The sequence below is a fragment of the Candidatus Neomarinimicrobiota bacterium genome (assembly GCA_022567655.1).
Classification (GTDB): domain Bacteria; phylum Fidelibacterota; class SORT01; order SORT01; family SORT01; genus JADFGO01.
Map to the genome: position 1 here is coordinate 1 of JADFGO010000008.1, position 20,827 is coordinate 20,827.

The 20,827-nt window shown below is 46.2% G+C and carries 17 protein-coding genes and 1 riboswitch; of the genes, 16 read left to right on the plus strand and 1 reads right to left on the minus strand.

All coding sequences use genetic code 11. The features are described 5' to 3' along the window. Positions 1-39 precede the first annotated feature (39 nt). From IID12_01575 to IID12_01585, 3 genes are read left to right on the plus strand one after another with little or no spacing between them, the layout of a single operon-like run. Positions 40-762: an HD domain-containing protein gene (locus IID12_01575; protein ID MCH8287781.1), complete on the plus strand. Its 723-nt coding sequence runs from the start codon at positions 40-42 to the stop codon at positions 760-762. A 7-nt stretch (positions 763-769) separates the two neighbouring features. After that, entirely contained in the window at positions 770-1,315 is a 546-nt protein-coding gene (locus IID12_01580; protein ID MCH8287782.1) for an ECF transporter S component, read from the plus strand. Beyond that, positions 1,312-3,228, plus strand: a complete 1,917-nt coding sequence (locus tag IID12_01585; protein ID MCH8287783.1) for a hypothetical protein — start codon at positions 1,312-1,314, stop codon at positions 3,226-3,228. The genes IID12_01580 and IID12_01585 overlap by 4 nt, the downstream gene beginning before the upstream one ends. A 23-nt stretch (positions 3,229-3,251) precedes the next feature. On the opposite strand, the gene IID12_01590 is transcribed toward IID12_01585, so the two are convergent. Then, on the minus strand, positions 3,252-5,156 hold the full coding sequence (locus IID12_01590) for a TonB-dependent receptor (GenBank protein ID MCH8287784.1): 1,905 nt from the start codon (positions 5,154-5,156) through the stop codon (positions 3,252-3,254). A 211-nt stretch (positions 5,157-5,367) separates the two neighbouring features. After that, positions 5,368-5,577: riboswitch (cobalamin riboswitch) on the minus strand. 164 nt (positions 5,578-5,741) lie between these two features. On the opposite strand from IID12_01590, the gene IID12_01595 reads away from it, so the two are divergent. From IID12_01595 to IID12_01655, 13 genes are all read left to right on the plus strand, one after another. Beyond that, positions 5,742-6,554, plus strand: a complete 813-nt coding sequence (locus IID12_01595; protein ID MCH8287785.1) for a C40 family peptidase — start codon at positions 5,742-5,744, stop codon at positions 6,552-6,554. Between the two features lie 17 nt (positions 6,555-6,571). Continuing rightward, positions 6,572-7,072, plus strand: coding sequence for an HNH endonuclease (locus IID12_01600; GenBank protein ID MCH8287786.1), 501 nt, complete (start codon positions 6,572-6,574; stop codon positions 7,070-7,072). Between the two features lie 2 nt (positions 7,073-7,074). After that, positions 7,075-8,082, plus strand: coding sequence for a tryptophan--tRNA ligase (trpS, locus tag IID12_01605; GenBank protein MCH8287787.1), 1,008 nt, complete (start codon positions 7,075-7,077; stop codon positions 8,080-8,082). Further along, positions 8,060-8,803: a segregation/condensation protein A gene (locus tag IID12_01610; protein ID MCH8287788.1), complete on the plus strand. Its 744-nt coding sequence runs from the start codon at positions 8,060-8,062 to the stop codon at positions 8,801-8,803. The genes trpS and IID12_01610 overlap by 23 nt, the downstream gene beginning before the upstream one ends. Beyond that, complete coding sequence (gene scpB / locus IID12_01615) at positions 8,796-9,344, plus strand: SMC-Scp complex subunit ScpB (GenBank protein ID MCH8287789.1); 549 nt, start codon at positions 8,796-8,798, stop codon at positions 9,342-9,344. The genes IID12_01610 and scpB overlap by 8 nt, the downstream gene beginning before the upstream one ends. Next, positions 9,341-10,036, plus strand: a complete 696-nt coding sequence (locus tag IID12_01620; protein ID MCH8287790.1) for an rRNA pseudouridine synthase — start codon at positions 9,341-9,343, stop codon at positions 10,034-10,036. The genes scpB and IID12_01620 overlap by 4 nt, the downstream gene beginning before the upstream one ends. After that, positions 10,036-11,745: a short-chain dehydrogenase gene (locus tag IID12_01625; GenBank protein MCH8287791.1), complete on the plus strand. Its 1,710-nt coding sequence runs from the start codon at positions 10,036-10,038 to the stop codon at positions 11,743-11,745. The genes IID12_01620 and IID12_01625 overlap by 1 nt, the downstream gene beginning before the upstream one ends. Positions 11,746-12,444: 699 nt before the next feature. Further along, positions 12,445-13,155, plus strand: a complete 711-nt coding sequence (locus IID12_01630) for a (d)CMP kinase (GenBank protein MCH8287792.1) — start codon at positions 12,445-12,447, stop codon at positions 13,153-13,155. Continuing rightward, a complete protein-coding gene (gene rpsA, locus IID12_01635; protein ID MCH8287793.1) occupies positions 13,145-15,481 on the plus strand; it encodes a 30S ribosomal protein S1 in 2,337 nt (778 codons plus the stop codon). The genes IID12_01630 and rpsA overlap by 11 nt, the downstream gene beginning before the upstream one ends. A gap of 105 nt (positions 15,482-15,586) precedes the next feature. After that, on the plus strand, positions 15,587-16,348 hold the full coding sequence (locus tag IID12_01640; GenBank protein ID MCH8287794.1) for an SAM-dependent chlorinase/fluorinase: 762 nt from the start codon (positions 15,587-15,589) through the stop codon (positions 16,346-16,348). Positions 16,349-16,667: 319 nt separating this feature from the next. Beyond that, entirely contained in the window at positions 16,668-17,624 is a 957-nt protein-coding gene (locus IID12_01645; protein ID MCH8287795.1) for a YbbR-like domain-containing protein, read from the plus strand. Continuing rightward, positions 17,605-18,624, plus strand: coding sequence for a tRNA (adenosine(37)-N6)-threonylcarbamoyltransferase complex transferase subunit TsaD (tsaD, locus tag IID12_01650; GenBank protein MCH8287796.1), 1,020 nt, complete (start codon positions 17,605-17,607; stop codon positions 18,622-18,624). Before IID12_01645 ends, tsaD begins: the two co-directional genes overlap by 20 nt. Then, entirely contained in the window at positions 18,621-20,792 is a 2,172-nt protein-coding gene (locus IID12_01655; protein ID MCH8287797.1) for a hypothetical protein, read from the plus strand. The genes tsaD and IID12_01655 overlap by 4 nt, the downstream gene beginning before the upstream one ends. Positions 20,793-20,827 lie beyond the last annotated feature (35 nt).

Sequence of the window (20,827 nt, forward strand, 5' to 3'; positions counted from 1 at the left end):
GTTAAGGGGCATACCGAACTTTATCGGAATAAACTTCAGTTGAACGTTTCCAAGATCGGCAAGGTAAGAGAAGAGCACACTGACTACGGTTTTTCTCCTGATTCGCTTATCGCTTCGTCGAGCAGAGACCCTTTGGAGATGTTCGAAGAGGTTAAAGCTCTGATAGAATCCGTAGAGGATGTATTTCTGAAGGAGCTGTTGAACCTGATTTATGATGAGAACCGGGAGAGGATAATGAGCTTTCCGGCGGCGAAATTCATTCACCATAATTTCCGGAGCGGACTCCTTGAGCATACACTTTCCATCGCCAATGATGCGTCATATTTTGCGAAGAAATATCCCGATCTCAACAGGGATCTGCTCCTCGCCGGAAGCTTGCTGCATGACATCGGTAAGGTCGAAGAATTAACGGGAGAAATCGCTACAGCGTATACCGACGAGGGGAATCTGGTCGGACATATTATACTCGGCAGGGACATGGTGAGGGAGGCTTCGAAGAAAATAGACGGATTCCCGAAGGAGACGCTGCTTTTTCTCGATCATATGATACTCTCGCATCAGGGAAAATACGAATATGCTTCGCCGAGAAGACCTATGATAAAGGAAGCGTTACTGCTCTATCACATCGATGAGATGGATGCTAAACTGAACATATTCGATAAGGCGCTGGAGGAAGACGAGAACGACCGCGAGTGGACCGACAGCAACAACTATTTTGGAGTTCCTCTCTACAAAGGAAACCGGCGCAAGGAAAAGCAGTGAAAGGTCAATGAGCATGTCTAATAAAGATATGGCTATGATCGGTATTTTTTCGGCGCTCTCGGTTGTAATGGGATATGCGTTCATACATGTTCCGAATATAGAGATGATATCAGCTTCGATATTCATATCCGGGTACTTGTTGGGTATTCAGAAAGGGATACTTGTTGCTATAATAGCGGAAACGACCTATTCGGCTTTCAACCCGATGGGGTCAGGGCTTGCGTTTCCATATCTTCTTGTCGCTCAAATATTGGGGATGTCGTTATTCGGCGCAGTGGGCGGGATATTAGGCTCACGGGGAGAAATACAGCGCTTTTCCAAGGTCAGGATCGCACTTATCGGAGCAGCCGGCTTAGGCTGCACGCTGTTTTATGATCTGCTTACGACACTCTCCTGGCCCCTTGCCGCCGGATTCGACCGAGGTCAGATTTACGCTACGATCGCGCTCGGTTCGGTTTTTACATCAATTCACATAATCTCCAACACGCTTATTTTTGTTTTAGCGCTGCCCCCCATATTGAGAGCTGTAAAAAAAACAGGGCGGTTCGGTTGAGATTCGTTCTTAGCGCCTTTCTGTTTTATTCAGCCCTTATCACTTTTAAATCTGCCTCCGCGCAGGAAACAGAAGCTGGTCTATCTTCGCCCGATTCGTTAATCGAAGCCGATTCAACAAGGGAGACATTTTACGATTGGACTCAAGCGGAAGCGGAAAATCGTCATAGTGGTACGAAATTTAGAGAATCGCTGAAAAGGGCAAATTTGTTAAGAGGAGTCGCTGATTACCTGATTCAAAGACCCGAATTTCAGGTTTTTTCAAGAGGGACTTACGGTTCAGCGTGGTATGGGGCTCCGAGCGGGTTAAACCCGAGATATCTGACTGTTTTCATGCAGGGAAGACCGATGCACAACGTCCGAAAGGGTAAATTTGACCTGAGTCTCCTGCCTGAATATAATCTCGATGAATCGTCATTCCGCTCCGCAGCGGATGGTCATCTGAACGGAGATCCGTCCCTTGCGGGTGTGACGTTCAGTCTTAAACCGGAATTTAATGAATTTAACACATCGCAATTTGTCATCCGGCGCGGTAGGGGAGATTATGACGACGTAAACGTTAATATCACCCGCAGGTTGAACAGAAATTCCGCGTTTTTTATTCAGGCGCTTATAAGAGACCAATCCGAGCGGGAAGTGCCGTTGAAATACAGGGGTAGGAAGATCAGCGCGGTATATGAGCGGCGGGGAGACAACGGGTGGCTTACGACGTATTCTTTGAATCATTCATTCAGAACGATAAATATTACAGGTCCGACATTCATTAACGCATACGGCTATGAAACGAGCGGAAGTTTCAGAGAGGTGGAATTCGATCATACTTTCACAATCCGAACTCCCGGCGCAGGAAGCGAACTGACTCTGTATCTGTCCACGAACGAATCGAAACGGAAGGACAATAACCGGATAGACGTGGATGAAAAAGGCGCGATCAAGACCTTTGAGGATATTAGTCTAAGTTATTATTACGGAAGTTATCTGAGGCAGAAACTGATCGGTATAGGCGATGGAGGAATTTACGCCGGATTTCGGTCGGAGGTTCATAACGTCAGAGGCGGGGGATTCGACCTGAGAAACCTGCAAAGATCACATGTATTTTTATCCCAAATTTTCGGCGGCGATCGATTCTTTTCACTCAAATTCACTGAAGGAATAAAATTTGATTCCGAGTTCGGTTCAACGGGAGTATATGCCGGCAGATTAGGGCTTAACTTCACGGCAAAAACCGGTCTGTATGGCGAGATATCCAAAAGCGTTGTGGACGTCCCGGTTGATTACTATCTTATGAACACGGTCAATTTCAGCCTTAACGAATCACTGAGTAGAGAATCTATTCAAAACCGTTCGGCAGGATTCGTTCATCATGGAGAGAGGCTGAGATTAAAATTAGTGTATGACGTCACTGAAGTGCAAAACCCGTTAGTTGTCGAAGTTGTTGATAATATTGATAATCTCGGGGTGATCAAAAAAGAGAATTATCAAATTCAATCGATCTTCTCAGAAATTGAAACGGATTTTAACGGAGTTCTGAAGATAGGGTTGTCCGGATGGCAAAACCTGAATTTTGGATTTGATCAACCGTTTGCGAGAAGATACAAAGGGATTGCGTACGGGAGCGTGAATAGAAGATTTTTCGAGGATAACCTTAATTTCACCATATACGGAGAGGGAGTTCTCTTAGGAGAGGGGAACAGGTTCACCTATGATCCAGCTCTTGATTTTTATATCGTGACGGGAGGGGAGGTTCGACCAGCGGTCAACTTATTCAACTACTGGTTTACCATTGATATATCGGATTTGACGATATTCCTCCGCAACGATAACCTGCTTCTTACACGTTATGAACTTGTGGACGGATTCGGGTTAACAGGGAATGAATTTTTCTGGGGCGTCAGCTGGGATTTCATCAACTGAAATCCCATTTGAATAAAATACCGTCATAATTTCAGAGTTATCCCGCCATAAACGGCTCTGCCCGGCGAAGGGTATCCCGCCACTTCCTCATAGACCTCATCAAGAAGATTTTCTATTCTTAATTTCAAACGAACCTGTTCCAAGAGTTCATATGAAACCGCAACACGTGCCGTGGTATACGAAGGAAAGAAGCCGTAAGAAACCTGGAAATTTTCATCAAATACAAAATCAGTGTCGTATCGCTCACCCACAAAAGAGACACCGGCGCTTAAATTCAATTTCTCTGTTGCTCGAATATTCAGACTGGCTCCACCGTTATGTTTCGCCCTTCGCAAAAGAGGTAAACCTGTGAGTAGATCTTCTGTCTCAAGGTAAGTATAATTCCCGGATACATCTATTTTTTCAGATATTTTTATATCAGTGTTCAGTTCAATACCCTTCGTCTCCGCCTTATTTATGTTTACGGCACCCGGCTCGGTTATTGTAATTAGATTGGTGAATTCGGTTTTAAACAGCTCGGCAGATATGAATAATTTGTTGTCAGCTGTTTTATGTTCGACACCAACTTCCAAACTAATGCTTTCTTCGGGTTGAAGATTCGGGTTTCCGCCGAAAGAACCGAAAAATCCGGGAGAATAAAGTTCGAAAATGGATGGCGCTCTGAATCCTGTTCCCCAACTACCCCGGATTTTCGTCTCATTTCCATATGAATTTCTGAATATATACGCCGAAGTAAGTCTGTAATTAGTGCTGTTTCCGAAACTGCTGTGGTTGTCTGTTCTGACTCCTCCGGTTACGCTGAACTTATCATTCAACCGGAAGTGATTTTGTAAATAAATTGATCGAGTGTTTGTGCGATTCTCGAAGTCATCAAAGGTGGAAACTGATTTCCCCTGTTTCTCTTCCCATTCAATTCCTGTTGTTACCACGTTATTGGCTGAAAAGTGTAGATCGTTTTGCCAATCCACCTTGGAAACCGAGGAGATTATCGAAGAATTAAAGTCAGATGCAAATTCGCTAATGTCTCCCGGATTCACGGGGTCTGAATAATTGATGTCACTTTCTGATTTGGACAGTTTTAATTTGTGATGGTAGAGACCTGATATTTTCTGGTTCAATGCCAGTGAAAATATATTAATATCACTTTTTTGTCTGGCGTTCGGATCAAAATTTAATTTCCTTTGATTCGGCGCTCCTCCCTCTGCGTTGGATTTCCTGACGGTGAGCGCGATTTCAGTGTTTTTCGGCAATGTGGTGGTTATCCGGCTTGAGAAAGTTGTGTTTTTGTAGTCGTCATTTTCGAATTGACCGTCCGTTTTAAGATTAGATAGAGAAAATGAAAATTTATAGCCGCCTAAGCTTCCCGACAAATCTCCTGATTCGCTGAAAGTTCCGAACTCTCCCGCTTCGGCGTTCAACGAGAATGCTAAATCGTTAGATCCGCTTTTCGTAAAAATATTCACGATCCCTCCGATAGCTTCAGATCCGTAAAGAGTACTTTGAGAACCTCTGACTATTTCGATCTTTTCAATATTATCCGTTTTGAGATTTGAAAAATCGAAACCGCCGTTCATCGGTTCGTTGACTTTAGCTCCGTCGATTAACACAAGTGTTTGGTTACTGTTAGCTCCTCGCAAGAAGAGTGTAGTGATCCTTCCGGTTGAACCGGAACGGGCTATGCTCACACCTGTAACGTTCCTGAGCGCATCTCCAACTGTCTGATACTGTTGGGTTTCAATAGATTCGGCTGTTATCAAAGTCACAGAACTTGAAACCCTGTCCAGAGGTACTTCAATTCGGTCGGCCGTGACGACGACAGGCTTGAGCCTGATCGTGTCGTCGAACTCGTCTTCCTTGTCTTGCGCAAGGATAATCGGGTTAACAGATGCTGCTATAAGGATCGGAAGCATTATTTTGAATGCGGACATATCAGACTCTCCTTTTTTGGGTTATCGATTGACCCCGCGGTGGAACCGTATTATTGACAATCATCCGGTGAATTTTTGATAAAGGAAATTGATACAGCGATACGCAGGATTTCCCGCCTGTTATACGGGGAAATCTCACAAAAAACCCTGACAATCGAGTCAGGGCAGGGTGCATATCTGTTTTCATCTATCGCACCTTCCCTCGAAGGATTTAGCGATTGTCCGACCGGAAAGGTTTCCTGACTCGTGGTTCGTCTCGGCTCTCTGCGCCTTCCCGTCCCTTTTATCGAGGGCAGTGGCGTTTGCAGTAACCATAACCACATACAGTAGCGGGGCTGTGCCCGAATCCAGAAGGTTATATCTGTAACGGGCTTCCCTTTACCGGGCGATTATTTTATCGTACAATAAATTGTAATACTTATTAAAATTGAAAGCAACAAATATCCATGCAAAACCCTGAAATGAATTAAATAATATCGGAAGTACAATGGTCGTAAGATACGCTAAAAGCCTTGACAATGCTGGATTCATTAGCTAAATTTCACCGACCAAAAAGTGAAATAGATATGTATAACGATGGAATTGATGCCCTATTATGTCGTGATGATTGCTGTCGCACCGATACGAGCCGAACCCGATCATCGGTCCGAGCAAGTCACGCAAGCCAGGTTGGGAGAAATCGTAAAGCTCCTTGAAGGAGAGGATCAATGGCTGAAGGTAGAGTTGGAAAGTGACGGTTATGTCGGTTATATATCGCGGGGGATGGTTGCAGGATTCAGCAAAGAGGATGCGATAGAATGGAGGGAATCTGAAAAATTCCTGTTCGGAGAGCGTTCATCGGATATATTAGAAGCGCCGTTTAAAAGTGCCGGCATCGTCAGAACGGCGTATATGGGAGTAAAGCTCCCGATTGTTTCGCGCAAAGGAGTCTGGGTGGAGCTGAGACTTCCCGAAGGTACAAAAGGATGGACCCGCGGTCAGCAGTTTCATCTGCAAAACTCGGGAACAAGAACGGGTATTGCCGATACAGCGCGGCTGTTTCTTGGTGCGCCATATCTATGGGGGGGGAGAAGCACCGGCGGTTTCGACTGCTCCGGTTTCGTGCAGACGGTATTTGAGCTGAACGGTATAAAACTGCCGAGGGATACGAGCCGACAGATTAAAGCAGGAGAGGAGATAGGCACGGACATTAACATGGCTAAGGAGGGAGATTTACTGTTCTTCAGCGATAAGAAGGGCAAACTGAATCATATAGGTATCTATCTCGGAAACGGGAAGTTTATTCATTCTTCCGGAATCGTGAAAATTTCGGCTCTCAATTCGGGGGAGGCAGCGGATCAGGATAATTATATAAACCGGTTCATGCAGGTGCGCAGCGTAGAGGAGTATCTAAGTTGAGCAGTTTAAACGGCAAAATGAATACGCAGGTACTTCTCCTGAACCAGAGTTATGAGCCGATGCAGATATGTAATATGAGGCGTGCAGTCGTTCTTCTGTTTCTCGGAAAGGCGCATCCGGTCGAGCACTTCGAGGATGAGATCCGGTCTGTCTCCCGGTCGATAAAGATGCCGGCAGTGATAAGGCTGTTTCAATATATTACGTTGCCCAGAAACAGCATTGTGCTCACCCGAAAAAACATTCTTAAGAGGGATTCCCTTTCCTGCCAATATTGCGGAACTAAAAGCTCGCCGCTCACGGTTGATCATATCATCCCGAAAGTACGCGGCGGCAGTGACAGCTGGGAGAATCTGGTTGCCGCCTGTGTTAAGTGTAATAATTTGAAGGGGAACAGAACTCCTCGCGAGGCGAAGATGAGACTCAAGTCCAAGCCGAGAGTACCGAACAGAATAACCTTCATCCAACGATTCGTAAGAACGCCAGTAAAGGAGTGGCGCCCCTATCTGTTTATGGATTGATAATGCCGGCTGAGGGGAAGCGCATACTCAGCGGGATGCAGCCGACAGGCAGATTACATCTCGGCAATCTTGTCGGTGCGCTGGAAAATTGGGTCGAACTACAGAATTCGGGATATGAAAATTTCCACATGGTAGCTGATTGGCACTCTCTCACCATTGATTATAAATCGAGTAAGCAGCTGAACGAGGCATCATTAGAAGTCGTTACGGACTGGTTATCAGCCGGCATCGATCCCGAAAAGAGCGTTATTTTTTTGCAGTCGAACATAAAAGAACACGCCGAATTGAATTTGCTTCTCTCAATGCTGGTCACTGTTCCCCGCCTCGAACGCAACCCTACCTTAAAAGAACGCGTAAGAGATGCCGATCTTGACGATAACCTGTCGTTCGGTCATCTGGGATATCCGGTACTGCAGGCGGCGGATATACTGATATACAGGGCTGACCTGGTGCCTGTGGGTGAAGATCAGCTTCCCCATATCGAGATCACGAGAGAGATCGCCCGAAAGTTCAACGCTACCTATAAAACCGTATTTCCTGTGCCGGAGGGAAAAGTAACAAAATTCAGTCGTCTTCCCGGATTGGACAACAAGAAAATGAGTAAATCAATCGGGAACACTATACTTATGTCGGATAGCGCCGGGACACTGAAAGATAAGGTCAAGGGGATGATCACGGATCCCGAAAAGATCTACAAAGACAGTCCGGGGCATCCCGACGTTTGCCCTGTCTTCGCTTATCACAACAAGTTCAATGAGAAGGAAGTGCCGCAAATCCGGAAGGACTGCGAGGCTGGTACGCTCGGATGCGTTGATTGTAAACTGAATCTCACTAACCATTTAAATGATTATCTCGACCCTATAAGGGAAAGACGAGTGCAGTATGAAACGAAGCCGGAAGCAGTGCGGGAGATAATCAGCGCCGGCGACACTAAAGCAAGGAGTGAAGCTTTATCTACGATGTCATTAGTTTACGAGGCAATGGAGTTTGGTAAGCCCGTTAATAGTTGACCAATACAGGGTCAGGCTGCCGATATTCGAAGGTCCGCTTGATCTCCTTCTGTTTCTTATCAACAGAGACGAATTGGACATCTATGATATCCCGATTGCAAAGATAACTCAGGATTTTTTGGACTACGTCAATCTGTTGAAAGTCCTGAATCTCCATCTTGCCGGAGACTTTATGGTAATGGCGGCAACTCTTATGAGGATTAAGGCTCGCATGCTGCTGCCGGAGTCTCCATTGGATGATGAGGACGAGATCGAGGATCCGAGGCGGGAGCTCGTCGATATGCTTGTTGAATATAGAAAATTCAAAGAAGCAGCGGGTGATCTTGAAGAGTTGGAAGATGAGCAAATTAAGACGTTTCCAAGGATTCAGAGTATGGAGGAAGTCTATGGAGGTCCGACGCTTGAAGACTCCCTGAAAGACGTAACTTTATTTGATCTGCTCGAAACCGTGAAGAAAATCTTGGCGGAAATGCCCGAGGAAAGTTCGTATGAGATAGTTTCTCTCGATGTTACTATCGAGGAGCAGATGGGCGTTATAGAGAGTTTCTTCGGCGAGAAAGACCATTTTACGTTTATGGATTTGGCTAAGAACTTGAAACAGAGAATCCTGGTCATGCTGACATTTTTGGCTATGCTGGAGCTTATGAGATCACAAAAGATCAGGGTCGAACAGGAAGAAAATTTTGGTGAAATCATCATAAGGAAGCTGTCGAATGGATAAAAATGGAAGCCCGGTTGACAGGATCATAGAGGCTCTGATTTTCGCTTCCCCCGAACCTGTAAGTATAGGCAGGATAAGGGAATGTATTGAGGGCGGGGAGGAACTCGATATTGACGAAATGGTGAACAGACTGAATGGACATTACGCTGAAAACAACAGGTCTTTTAATATAATAAAGGTCGCCGGCGGCTATCAGATGGTAACTTTACCTGAATATGAGCGTTGGGTCAGAAGGATATTTGTGGGAAGGGGGCGGCTTAGATTGTCTCATCAGGCGCTGGAAACGCTGTCGATTATCGCCTATCGTCAACCTGTGAGCAAGCCTACCATGGAATCTATCAGGGGAATCAATTGCGACGGAGTGATCAAGACGTTGTTGGAAAGAGACCTGATTACCATAAAAGGGAGAGAGAACTCTGCCGGCAGGCCGATTTTGTATGGTACAACCCGGGAATTCCTCAGATATTTCGGATTAGACAATCTAAGCGATCTGCCTAAACTTAAAGAGATTGAGGATATAATGGGAGCAGTCGAAGGTTGAGGCTTAACAGATTTCTCGCAAGGGCGGGTGTTGCGTCGAGGCGGAAGAGCGACTCGATCATCATGTCGGGTAGAGTGGCGGTGAACGGAGAAAAGGTGGAGGAGCTGGGGTTAGTAGTTGATGAAGAGACAGATTTTATAACCCTGAACGGTACTCACGTATCGATTCCGAGTACCTTCACATATCTCGTATTGAACAAGCCGGTCGAAGTTCTCAGCGCAGTCTCCGACGATAGGGGGAGAAGGACGGTCCTTGACCTTTTAGACAACCCTGTAGGGATACATCCGGTCGGAAGACTCGATTATGACACTTCCGGAGTACTGCTGCTGACGAATGACGGAGAGCTGACTTACGAGCTTACTCATCCCTCATTCGGCGTGGAAAGGGTCTATACGGTTCAGCTTAATGCTCCGTTTCAAAAGGATCATCTCGATAAGATTCGCAGGGGCGTAATGATTGATGATCGTCGGGCGAACGTATTGAACGTTGAATGGAAGGGAGGGAACGAGGTGAAACTTCTGCTTGCCGAGGGAAGAAACAGAGAGGTTAGAAAAATATTTGAGCAGATCGGATACGGTGTAGAGATGCTGCACAGAGACAGTTTCGCCGGAATCAGCGACAAGGGATTGCCTCCCGGAGAATTCCGTGACCTAACCGCAAAAGAAGTCGAAAGCCTGAAAGGACTCGCTTAATGGATATAAAAGGGAAGACGATACTGGTTCTCGGCGGTTGGGGAATGGTCGGTCAGTCGATTTGCAGAAAGTTGATTCCCGAAAATCCTGCAAAAATAGTGATTTGCTCATTAAGAGAGGAAGACGCCGAAACGATGGGAGAGTGGCTGAAGAAAGAAGTCAGCGGAAAAGACATTGAAGTCGGCTGGGAATGGGGCGACGTATTTTTAAGAAGCAAGTTTATGAAGACAGGCAGGCCCGAGATGCTGAAAGATACCGATACCCGCGGACTGTTGTTGGATGATATGATGTCGGAAATGGACAGCGATTTTTTGAAATCGACGGCGCTTTATTACCTGTTCGATAAGTACAAACCTGAATGTGTGATCGACTGTATAAACACAGCCACCGCAATCGCTTACCAGAACATTTACGGAAACGTAGGAAAAATTCGGGATATTATAGAGGATATAAAGAAGGACAAATTCGATACCGCGCTGCTTATAGAGCAGCTCGAGCTTACTCTGGCATCGTTGAACATGCCTCAGCTTATAAAACATATACAAATTCTGTTTGAATCGCTCAAGTCGTGCGAGGTCAGAATATATTTGAAAATCGGTACGACAGGCACCGGAGGAATGGGATTCAATATTCCATATACGCACAGTGAGGAAAAACCGAGCAAAATGCTTCTGACAAAATCTGCAATAGCCGGCGCTCATTCTATCCTGTTGTTTTTAATGGGAAGAACTCCCGGAACTTCGATAATTAAGGAGATAAAACCCGCAACGGCAATTGCATGGAAAGATATCGGAAAGGGAAAAATCAAGAGGGGCGCCAGCTATATAAAATTATACGACTCCAACCCTGAAGACGCTGCAGAGATAGATTCCGGACAATCGATATTCGAGCAGGGGAGTTGGACGGAGTTGGAGAACGAATATCTCGAAAGCGTCTATATCGATGCGGGAGAGAACGGATATTTCTCACTCGGTGAATTTGAGGCGATAACCACTCTCGGACAGATGGAGTTTATCACGCCGGAAGAAATAGCCGTGATTGCGGTACAGGAGATCAAAGGTATAAACACCGGAAGGGACATCATCTCCGCCTTGGACGCCTCTATTCTCTCCCCGACGTATAGAGCAGGCACCATGCGGGAGATCGCACTGAGCGAAATGCGGGAGATGGAAGCGGAATCTGCGCACGGCAGCATAGCGTTCGAAAATCTCGGACCTCCCCGGCTCTCAAAGTTGCTTTATGAAGCCTACATGTTGAAGCGGATAGACGGCAAACTTCAATCTCTCGCAACCGCCTCTCCTAAAGAACTGTCAATTAAGATGGAAGAAATAATCAAAACCGATAAGTGGATCCGCTCGACCATCATCTCAATAGGGCTTCCGATAATGCTGCCCGACGGGAAGAGATTTTTGCGGGGACCGGATATTAAAACGCCCGCTGTGGATGAAAGGAAGGAACTTCCGTCGTCAGAGGAAAAGCTCGACAGCTGGTGCGACAGGGGATGGATCGATCTGAGAGAAAAAAACATGGATAGATGGATTAAAAGAGCACAAAAAATCATATCCGACATAGAAAAGCAGAGTTCGGAAGATTCGTCGTCTTATTTGGAGCGAACGAAAAGGTTCTGGCTGGGCGATGAAGAGTTTTCCATAGGAAAGATCGTCGGGTGGATATTCGAGACTGAAGAGAGCGGATTCAGAATGAAATAAAAATTACGTGGCAGTCAAGACTTGCCCGCCTGGCATTCCCGCCAGACCGATGTCCTGCCCGGCAAGCGGTCTGACGGGCGGGCTGAAGTCGGACTGGTCCTGACGCCCTTAAGACATGTTCTTGCGGTCAGTCCGGCAGCTGCCGGATGCATTCAATATTCACTTCAAGTGTAGGGGCGATTCACGAATCGCCCGTGAAAAAGCTGGTGAATAGCTGTGGACAATTCATGAATTGTCCCTACATGGATATCCCATCGGATATGAAATGAGTAGGGGAAGGTTTATTAACCTTCCCATAAATGAGACAGGATTGCCTTGTATTCCCGCCAGACCGATGTCCTGCCCGGCAAGCGGTCAGACGGGCGGGCTGGAGTCGGGCAGGTCACAGACCTGCCCCTACGATAAACGAGTAAATGCCGTATCGTGGCAGTCAGGACTTGTTCCGAAGGAATCTCAATACGCAGGCACCCTTCGACTCCCCGCCTGACGTTCGTCCTGCCCGGCAAGTGGTCAGACGGGCGGGCAGGCGCTCAGGGTGACTACGCCACACTGATCCAGTAAATTTGTAGGGACAACTCAAGAGTTGTCCTGGGGCAATTCCCCGCCTCCTTTGAGGTCAACATCTACCTGAGCTTCACGGTAGAATGGAATAAAAATACTTGCATTAACATTTCTCTTAGAATACCTTAAAAAGCTGTGATGAAAAGTAATGACGAAAACAGGAGTATAATTGCGATAGACGGCGTAGCAGCCTCAGGGAAAAGCACTACGGCAAAGTCCCTGGCTAAGTCTTTAGGTTTACGCTACCTCGACACGGGAGCGATATACCGTGCGGCGGCGTTGTCAGTGCTGCGGGGGAAGGTAAACCCGGATAATGAGGAAGCGGTGATCGAGACGATAACTACGGCAGATATAAGGGTCAATTGCAGCGAGGATAAGATGGAAATATACCTCAACGATGTTGAAATATCCGAGGAGATCAGAACGCCGGAAGTCGCCGCTTTGACTTCCCGCATCAGCGCGCTTTCAGAAGTAAGGGAAGCAATGGTCAAGCTTCAGCGTGAAGCGGTAAACGACGGTGGATTTGTTGTAGAGGGCAGAGATATTGGAACTGTTGTGTTTCCGGATGCGGAGATAAAGTTTTTCTTGACCGCAACCGTCGCCGAGAGGGCTAAAAGACGATTTGCCGAACTGAATGTAAGGCATGATGGCAGTTCGATTGAAGAGATCGAGCGGGATATTGCAGAGAGAGACTTAAGGGATTCGACCAGGTCAGAATCCCCGCTGCGAAAAGCTGACGACGCAATTGAAGTAGACACAACTGAGATGACAATCGACGAGCAAGTCAAACACTTAACCAGGATAATCGAAGCAGAGATGCACAAGGAGTCTAAAGTATATGTCGGATAAAGAAAAAACCAATAACGAAACAAATAACCCGGAAACCGAAGAACTGACAACAGAAACCGTGGATGAAGAAGTTACAGTAGAAGCAGAAGCAACTGTTGAGGAAGAAAAATCGGAAGAACCGAAAGAGGCAGAGACAGGAACAAAGGATAAAAAAGAAAAAAGTGTAGATGAAAAGATTCCGGAGGAGGATCAAACGGAGGAACCCCCGGAAGTTGAAGAAGAATACGTACTCGAGCCGCCGATAGCCGATGACATCATCAAGACGGTAACTCTTGAAGAACTCGAAGCGTTAACTATAACGGACTCTCCGACCGAAAGCGATATGGAAGAATTATACAACCAGTCGCTCCATGACATATCCGAGGGGGACGTAACGGAGGGAAGGGTCCTGGCTGTCAATGATAACGAAGCGATAGTCGATATAGGATTTAAATCCGAAGGGGTAGTACCGATAGAGGATTTCAACCGGGGGGAGCTGCCGCAGGTCGGGGAAACGATCGAAGTCTTTCTGGAAAAATTAGAGGACGAGACGGGTCAGCTTGTCCTGTCCAAGAAAAAAGCCGATTTTATGCGGATTTGGGAACGTATCCTTGAAGGGTATAACAACGATGAAATATTTGAAGGCAGGATATTGAGACGTGTTAAGGGGGGGATGATTGTTGATCTTCTTGGTCTTGACGCATTTTTACCCGGTTCGCAGATAGATATAAAACCGATTCAGGATTTCGATCAATTCGTCGGGAATTCATACGAATTCAAGATAGTTAAACTCAATGAGGCTCGCAAAAACATCGTAGTCTCTCGCAGGGAACTGATAGAGGAGGACCTCAAGGAAAAGAGGATGGAGGTTCTCTCGGGTATAGAGGTCGATCAGGTTATGAAGGGGAGAGTAAAGAACATAACCGATTTCGGCGTATTTGTGGACCTCGGCGGAGTGGATGGACTATTGCACATCACCGATCTTTCCTGGGGAAGAGTAAACCATCCCTCGGAAGTGGTTTCTATAGATGAGGAAATCGAGGTAACTATTCTCAATTATAACGATGAGAACGGAAGAATTTCGCTTGGTTACAAACAACTGCAGCCTCACCCATGGGATAACATCGAGAAGAGATTTCCCGTCGATACGACCGTAACGGGACAAGTTGTGAGTATCACCAATTACGGAGCGTTTGTCGAGCTTGAAAAGGGCGTAGAGGGTTTGATCCATATCTCCGAGATGTCATGGACACAGCATATCAAACACCCATCTAATATGCTCTCCTTAGGAGAGGAAGTGGAAGCCAGGGTCTTAAAGGTCACTCCCGACGAAAAAAAGATATCGCTCGGATTGAAGCAGCTCACACCTGATCCATGGGAGAACATCGAGGAGAAATATCAAGTTGGGACGATACATTCGGGTGTGGTTAGAAATCTCACGCAATTCGGATGTTTTGTCGAGCTTGAAGAGGGTGTTGAGGGATTGGTCCACATATCGGACCTCTCCTGGACTAAAAAGGTGCGGCATCCAAAGGAAGTGGTAAAAAAAGGTGAAGAAATTGAGGTTATGGTGCTGGATATCAGTCGTGATAACAGGCGAATTTCTCTCGGGTATAAGCAGGTGGGCGAAGATCCATGGCCATTATTTGAAGAAAAGTACGGACTTGGTCAGATCACTGAGGGTACAATTGTAAAAGTCCTTGATAAAGGCGTAACAGTCGATCTCCCTGAAGGGGGTGAGGGGTTTGTGCCTTTATCGAAATTGACAGGTCATAGAGTCAGACGGGCTTCTGAGATCGTCGAGGAAGGAGAGACCATTAACCTGAAAGTAATCGAATTCAGTAAAGAGGATAAAAAAATTGTGCTTTCGTATCTCGAATATTTAGAAGACTCCGGTGAGGAAGAACCATCGGATAGGTTAGAGTTAGCGCGAAAGAACAGAGCCGAAAAGGCAGAGGAAGCTGCGGCGGTCGAAACAGGCGAAGAGAGTTCGGAAAAAGGGAGTCCTAAAGAAGAAGAGTTGGATACAGAAGAATCGAGTGATGAAAAGGGGGAAGACGGCGCAGACTTAACGTCTTCGGAGGAAGTTGAAAAATCTGAATCTTCCGAGGAAGCTGCGGCAGTCGAGACAGGCGAAGAGAGTTCGGAAAAAGGGAGTCCTGAAGAAGAAGAGTTGGATACAGAAGAGTCCGGTGATAAAAAGGGGGAAGACGGAACAGACTTAACGTCTTCGGAGGAAGCTGAAAAATCTGAATCTTCCGGGGAAGAATCAGAATCAGCTTCAACTGAGGAAAATGTAGACAGAGAATCTGCCGATGAGGAAGCGGAAGCGAAGGAATCGGATTAAGAGAAAGATAAATTCCCGGCAGAGTCAGTGCTCCGGGGTGTCCTGACCAAAGCGGTTCCTGCTTAGCATAGAAAGATTCACTGGTTTAGCTCCGGGGGTGATGGGATGATAACTTTAACCACAGATTTCGGTTATGGAGACCCTTACATTGGCGCCGTAAAAGGGGTAATTCAGAGTATTAACCGGGACGCCCGTGTTGAAGACGTTGCCCACGACCTCCCGAAACAAGATACACATTCAGCCGCGTTCGTACTTGGCGGATTCTACCGATATTGGCCCGCAGGAACGATCCATTTGATGATAATTGATCCGGGAGTCGGTTCTTCAAGATTGCCGATACTTGTCGAGACAGAGAATTGGACGTTCGTGGGTCCTGATAACGGAATATTTTCCGCTGTTTACAGGAATGAAGAATTCAAGGCGAGGCATCTGACGGAAAATAAGTTTTTCCTTGACTCCACGTCGGATACGTTTCACGGCAGAGATATCTTCGGACCGGTGGCTTCATACCTGAGTCTTGGAGTGATGCCGGAAGAATTCGGTCCCGAAATCGAAAATCCTGTTATAATCGATTATCCGGTAATGAATGAGAATGAAGGTGACTTAACCGGAGAGATTATATATATTGATAGCTATGGTAATCTCGTATCTAATATAAGAAGACTTATGTCAGAAGAATTCGCCTCGGGAAACGTAAATGGGTTTGAAATAAAAACTATATTGAAAAGCTATAATTCCGGAGAAGATGATTCCCCCTTTTTCATAAACGGTAGCTCAGGATTCCTTGAGATCAGCGTAAAGAACGGCAGCGCTAAAAAAAATATGGATGTTGAGATCGGCGCGAAAGTTGTGATTAGTAAGAAATGACTATTTTGCATGTGATAGATGTAAAGATAACGAGAAGAAAGGGAGAAACAAAATGGAAGACCAATATCCGCAGTGTCTGAAATGCAATACGGGTTTACTTATCCCTATGTCGGATTATGGGAGACAGGGCTCTGAGATTCGTTATAAAGCATGGGTTTGCTCAAATCCCGACTGTGGCTTTAACATCAGGATCGATAACGGGGAATTAAGTTTCGGTCATGCCCTTAAACAATCCCGGAAGTAATTGTGATCATCGGATAATCTGTTAAGTATGAATCTTGCCGCAAAATTTATTGGGATGATATCCGGGAATTTATCTGTGAAGCTGAGTTCTCTGGTAATTGCCATGACCCTCTGGCTGTTTGTGGTAACGGGGAGCGAATATGTTCATGTGATGAAATTGCCAATAATATTAAGAAACTTACAAACAGGCAGGGTGTTGGCGGAGCCTATTCCGGAGTACGCTGAAGTGAAAATGCGTGGAACGGGAAGGCAATTTTTAAATAACATGTTGACTAGGACCTTCGCCGATAAAGGGATAATGCTCGAGATGGGGAGGATAAAATTTTATTATGAATTTGCGCTGGAACCATATCTAAGAAGCTATCCCGATAGATTTGAGGTTCCCCGGGATTTCGGATTAGAGCTTGTTGAAATAATCTCTCCTGATACTGTAAGGGTAAGACTGGATTCTTATCGGGAAAAGGAGGTTCCGGTCAGACCGAGAGTAACCATTTCCACCGATCCGGGTTATATACAGGTCGGTGAACTGATAATAAATCCCCCGAAGGTCAGGATATCGGGACCCGCCTCGATTTTGGACACTATTGAAGAGCTGTTCACCGAGGAAAGAAGCTTTGAGGCGAGGAAAAATAATGTAAAAGCGACAATCTCTGTCGAGATAGACCAACCGCAGCTAGTTCAGATTTCTCAGCCGGAGATTGAGCTCAGAGCAAGCATACAAAGCATCGGTGAACGGAGGGTTGAAGGTATAGAAGTGGAAGTAAGAAACGTGCCTGAGAACCTCAAAGCTATTGTAAATCCGCCGACGGTATCTCTTGAACTTCAGGGCGGAATAGCATTCCTGACAGGACTCACCGGAGAAAACATAGGAGCATCAATCGATTATTCAAAAGATTGGAAGGAAAACCAGCGACTTTATCGGCTAAGAATTGAAGTTCCGAAAGATGTCACTAATTGGAAGAGCCTCACACCTTCGGAAGTTGAAGTGATCGTTATACGTGAACGGAGAGCAAGTGAGAGTCCTGGGAATTGAAACATCATGCGATGAAACGGCTGCATCAGTTGTTGAAGACCTGAAAATCCTCTCTAATGTAGTCTCTTCCCAATATATTCACGGCAAATACGGGGGAGTAGTACCTGAATTCGCATCAAGAGAACAAATCAAGGCAATAGTACCTGTAGTCAACTCGGCATTGGATGAAGCCGGCTCAAAGCTAAGTGATATAGACGCCGTTGCGGTGACACTCGGACCCGGACTGGCGGGATCGCTCCTGACGGGATTGAATTTCGCGAAGGGGCTCGCAATGGGGTCAGGGAGAAAATTCATCGCCGTAAACCATTTAGAAGGGCATCTGTTCGCCATTCGTCTGGCACTGCCGGATATTCAACCGCCGTTTCTTATGCTGCTCGTTTCGGGCGGGCATACACAGCTGATTCTCGTAAAAGAGTGGGGTGGATATGATATAATCGGAACGACGCTCGACGATGCGGCAGGAGAGGCGTTTGATAAAGTGGCGAAGATGCTTGGATTGTCATATCCGGGAGGACCCGAGATCGAGAGAATATCAAGTGGCGGGGATCCTGATTTTGTCAAATTTCCGAGAGCTTTAATCGGCAAAGGATTCGACTTCAGTTTCAGCGGAATTAAAACAGCCGTTCTCTATTATCTGAAAAAACAGGATCAGGCGTTTATCAATGAACGTATCGCCGATATATCCGCCTCATTTCAGAAGGCGGTTGTGGAAGTGTTAGTGGAGAAATCGGTCAGGGCGGCAAAGGAATTCGATTTTGACCGAATCGTCGTCGGAGGGGGCGTATCCGCCAACTCGGCTCTTCGTGACGATCTGATTTCAGCTGGAGAAAAGAATGACATCAAAGTAAACTTTCCTCCGAAATTTCTTACGACGGATAACGGAGCGATGATTGCGGCGGCGGGAGCCTATTATCTTGAGAAGGGTAAATCATCCCCGTTGAGCGTCAATGTTTATCCGAATCTCGGAATAGGTGAAGAGATTCCAATAATCAACGGATGAATAATCTAATCAACGGTTTCTCCCTAACCGGGATCAACGGGATAGGTTTGTTTATTGTGTTAGGGGGAATTTCCATCGTCGCCGTATATTTATTTTACAAGAATATATTCCCTCCGCAATCAAGGTTCTTAAGAATAATTCTCCGGTCGCTGCGTCTGGTTACATTGCTGATTATCAGTATGCAAGCGGCGGTTTTTGTTATAGAGTGGAACGAATATTCCACCGAAAAAAAGGTAATCGGATTGTTGTTGGACGGGAGCCGAAGTACGCAGCTTGGCGGCGGTGTTCCCTTCGACTCGCTGCTTAATATGGTCGACAGGTTGGCTTCCACGATCGAAAAGAAGGCACAAGTAAGGAAATATATATTCGACTCAGGCTTGAGAGAATTCAATTTGGATGCCGAAGCCAATGGGGATCTAACCGATATCTCGAACTCTCTCAGTGAATTTGAAAGGGAGATGAGATGGAGTAACGTATCGGGTTTACTCTTATTCAGTGACGGACAATCCAATCAAGGTAAATCCCCGGAACTCTACTCGAGAACTTATCCGTTTCCCATCTATTCCGTGGGACTCGGTGGAACCGGGACAATCAGCGATGTGAGAATCGTATCGGTCGAAGCGGCTCCCATAATGTTCTCGGGAGACAGTTCACGAATTTCGGTTCAGATTTCCTCAGAGGGTTTTGCCGGGGAGCGGACGGAGGTTCGTCTCACCGGTGATGGGATCAAAAAGGGCAAAAGAGTAATGCTTCCCCAGGACGGATTTATGAAAAACGTTGAATTCGATGTGTCATTTGAGGGCGAAGGGGAACGAACACTCACCGCGTATATCACTCCCCTGCCGAAAGAGTTGACGGAATTGAACAACAGCCGATTGATATCGATCAATGTTCTGTCTAAAAAGAAGGATGTTTTAATGTTAGCCGGCGCGCCGTCGGCGGATTACGTATTTATAAAAAACCTTCTTGAAGAGAGAGAAGATTTCAATCTGACGTCCATGGTTCAATCCCCGGACGGCGGATGGTATGAGGGTGGAGGTCTTGACCTGAATTCCGAAAATGAATACGATGTTATGATATTCATAGGATTCCCTGCAAAACAGACGCAGGACAAAGATTTACGCTACCTTATCGACAGGATAAGTAAAAGTCGGACGGCAATCTTTTTTATAGAATCCCCGAACGCTGATTACTCTCTCCTTTCGAGGTTCAACCGTTTCCTTCCTGTGGAATTTCCATCAGAGATAACAAACAGGGTTTATTCCGAAGCTGCGTTGAAGCTGACCGAAGAAGGGAAGTCACATCCTTTTACCAGGCAATCGGAATTCACCGAAGAGTCATCAATTTTATGGGACGCTTTGCCTCCGGCGCAGCTACCGGTTCCGTCTATCAGAGCCGGGACAAACAGCACAATATTACTCTCCGCTAAATCAAGAAATGTTTCAGGAGTGAATGAAGTCCCGGTCCTGATTGTAAAAGAAGGAACCGACGGAAAAAGCGCGGTTCTCACGGCGGTAGATTCGTATACCCTGCATTTTCTTCAAATAGGAGTCGGCGACATGTCGTCCACGTGGAAGAAGACATTGACTCAGGGCGTCGAATGGCTTGCAACTTCACAGGAGCTGAACAGAGTGAATCTCCGGACCGATAAAAAGATTTATGCGCAGGGCGAACGCGTGCGTTTCAGAGGCAGAGTCTATGATTCTTCTTATAAACCTGTCAGGGACGCGCTTTTGCAGGTAAAGATCATTCCGGAGGGTTCAGCTGTCACAGAGTATTCTTTTGACATGAATTTGACTCCTTCAGGGAATTATGCAGGCGAGTTTATCTCAATAGTTCCGGGCAGTTTTAACTACATCGCTCAGGCTACCAGAGGAGATTTACGGCTTGGTGAATTCAGGGGAAGCTTTATATACGAACCTTTTTCTCCCGAGTTGAACACTTTTCAAAGAAACGATGCGCTTCTGTCGTCTATCGCACTGAATACCAACGGTTCGTACATGCCGATCGAATCTTTCACACTTGATTCGCTCCATCTGGATCTCGAGAGCTACAGTGAAGCGTCAAAGGCCTCTTTTGATTTATGGAATAATACGTACCTGCTGATCATACTATTGATTCTTCTTGCGGCCGAGTGGACATTGAGGAGACTGAATGGGCTGTTATAGAGCGGCAATTCGGTATAAAATACGTTTTGTTGATT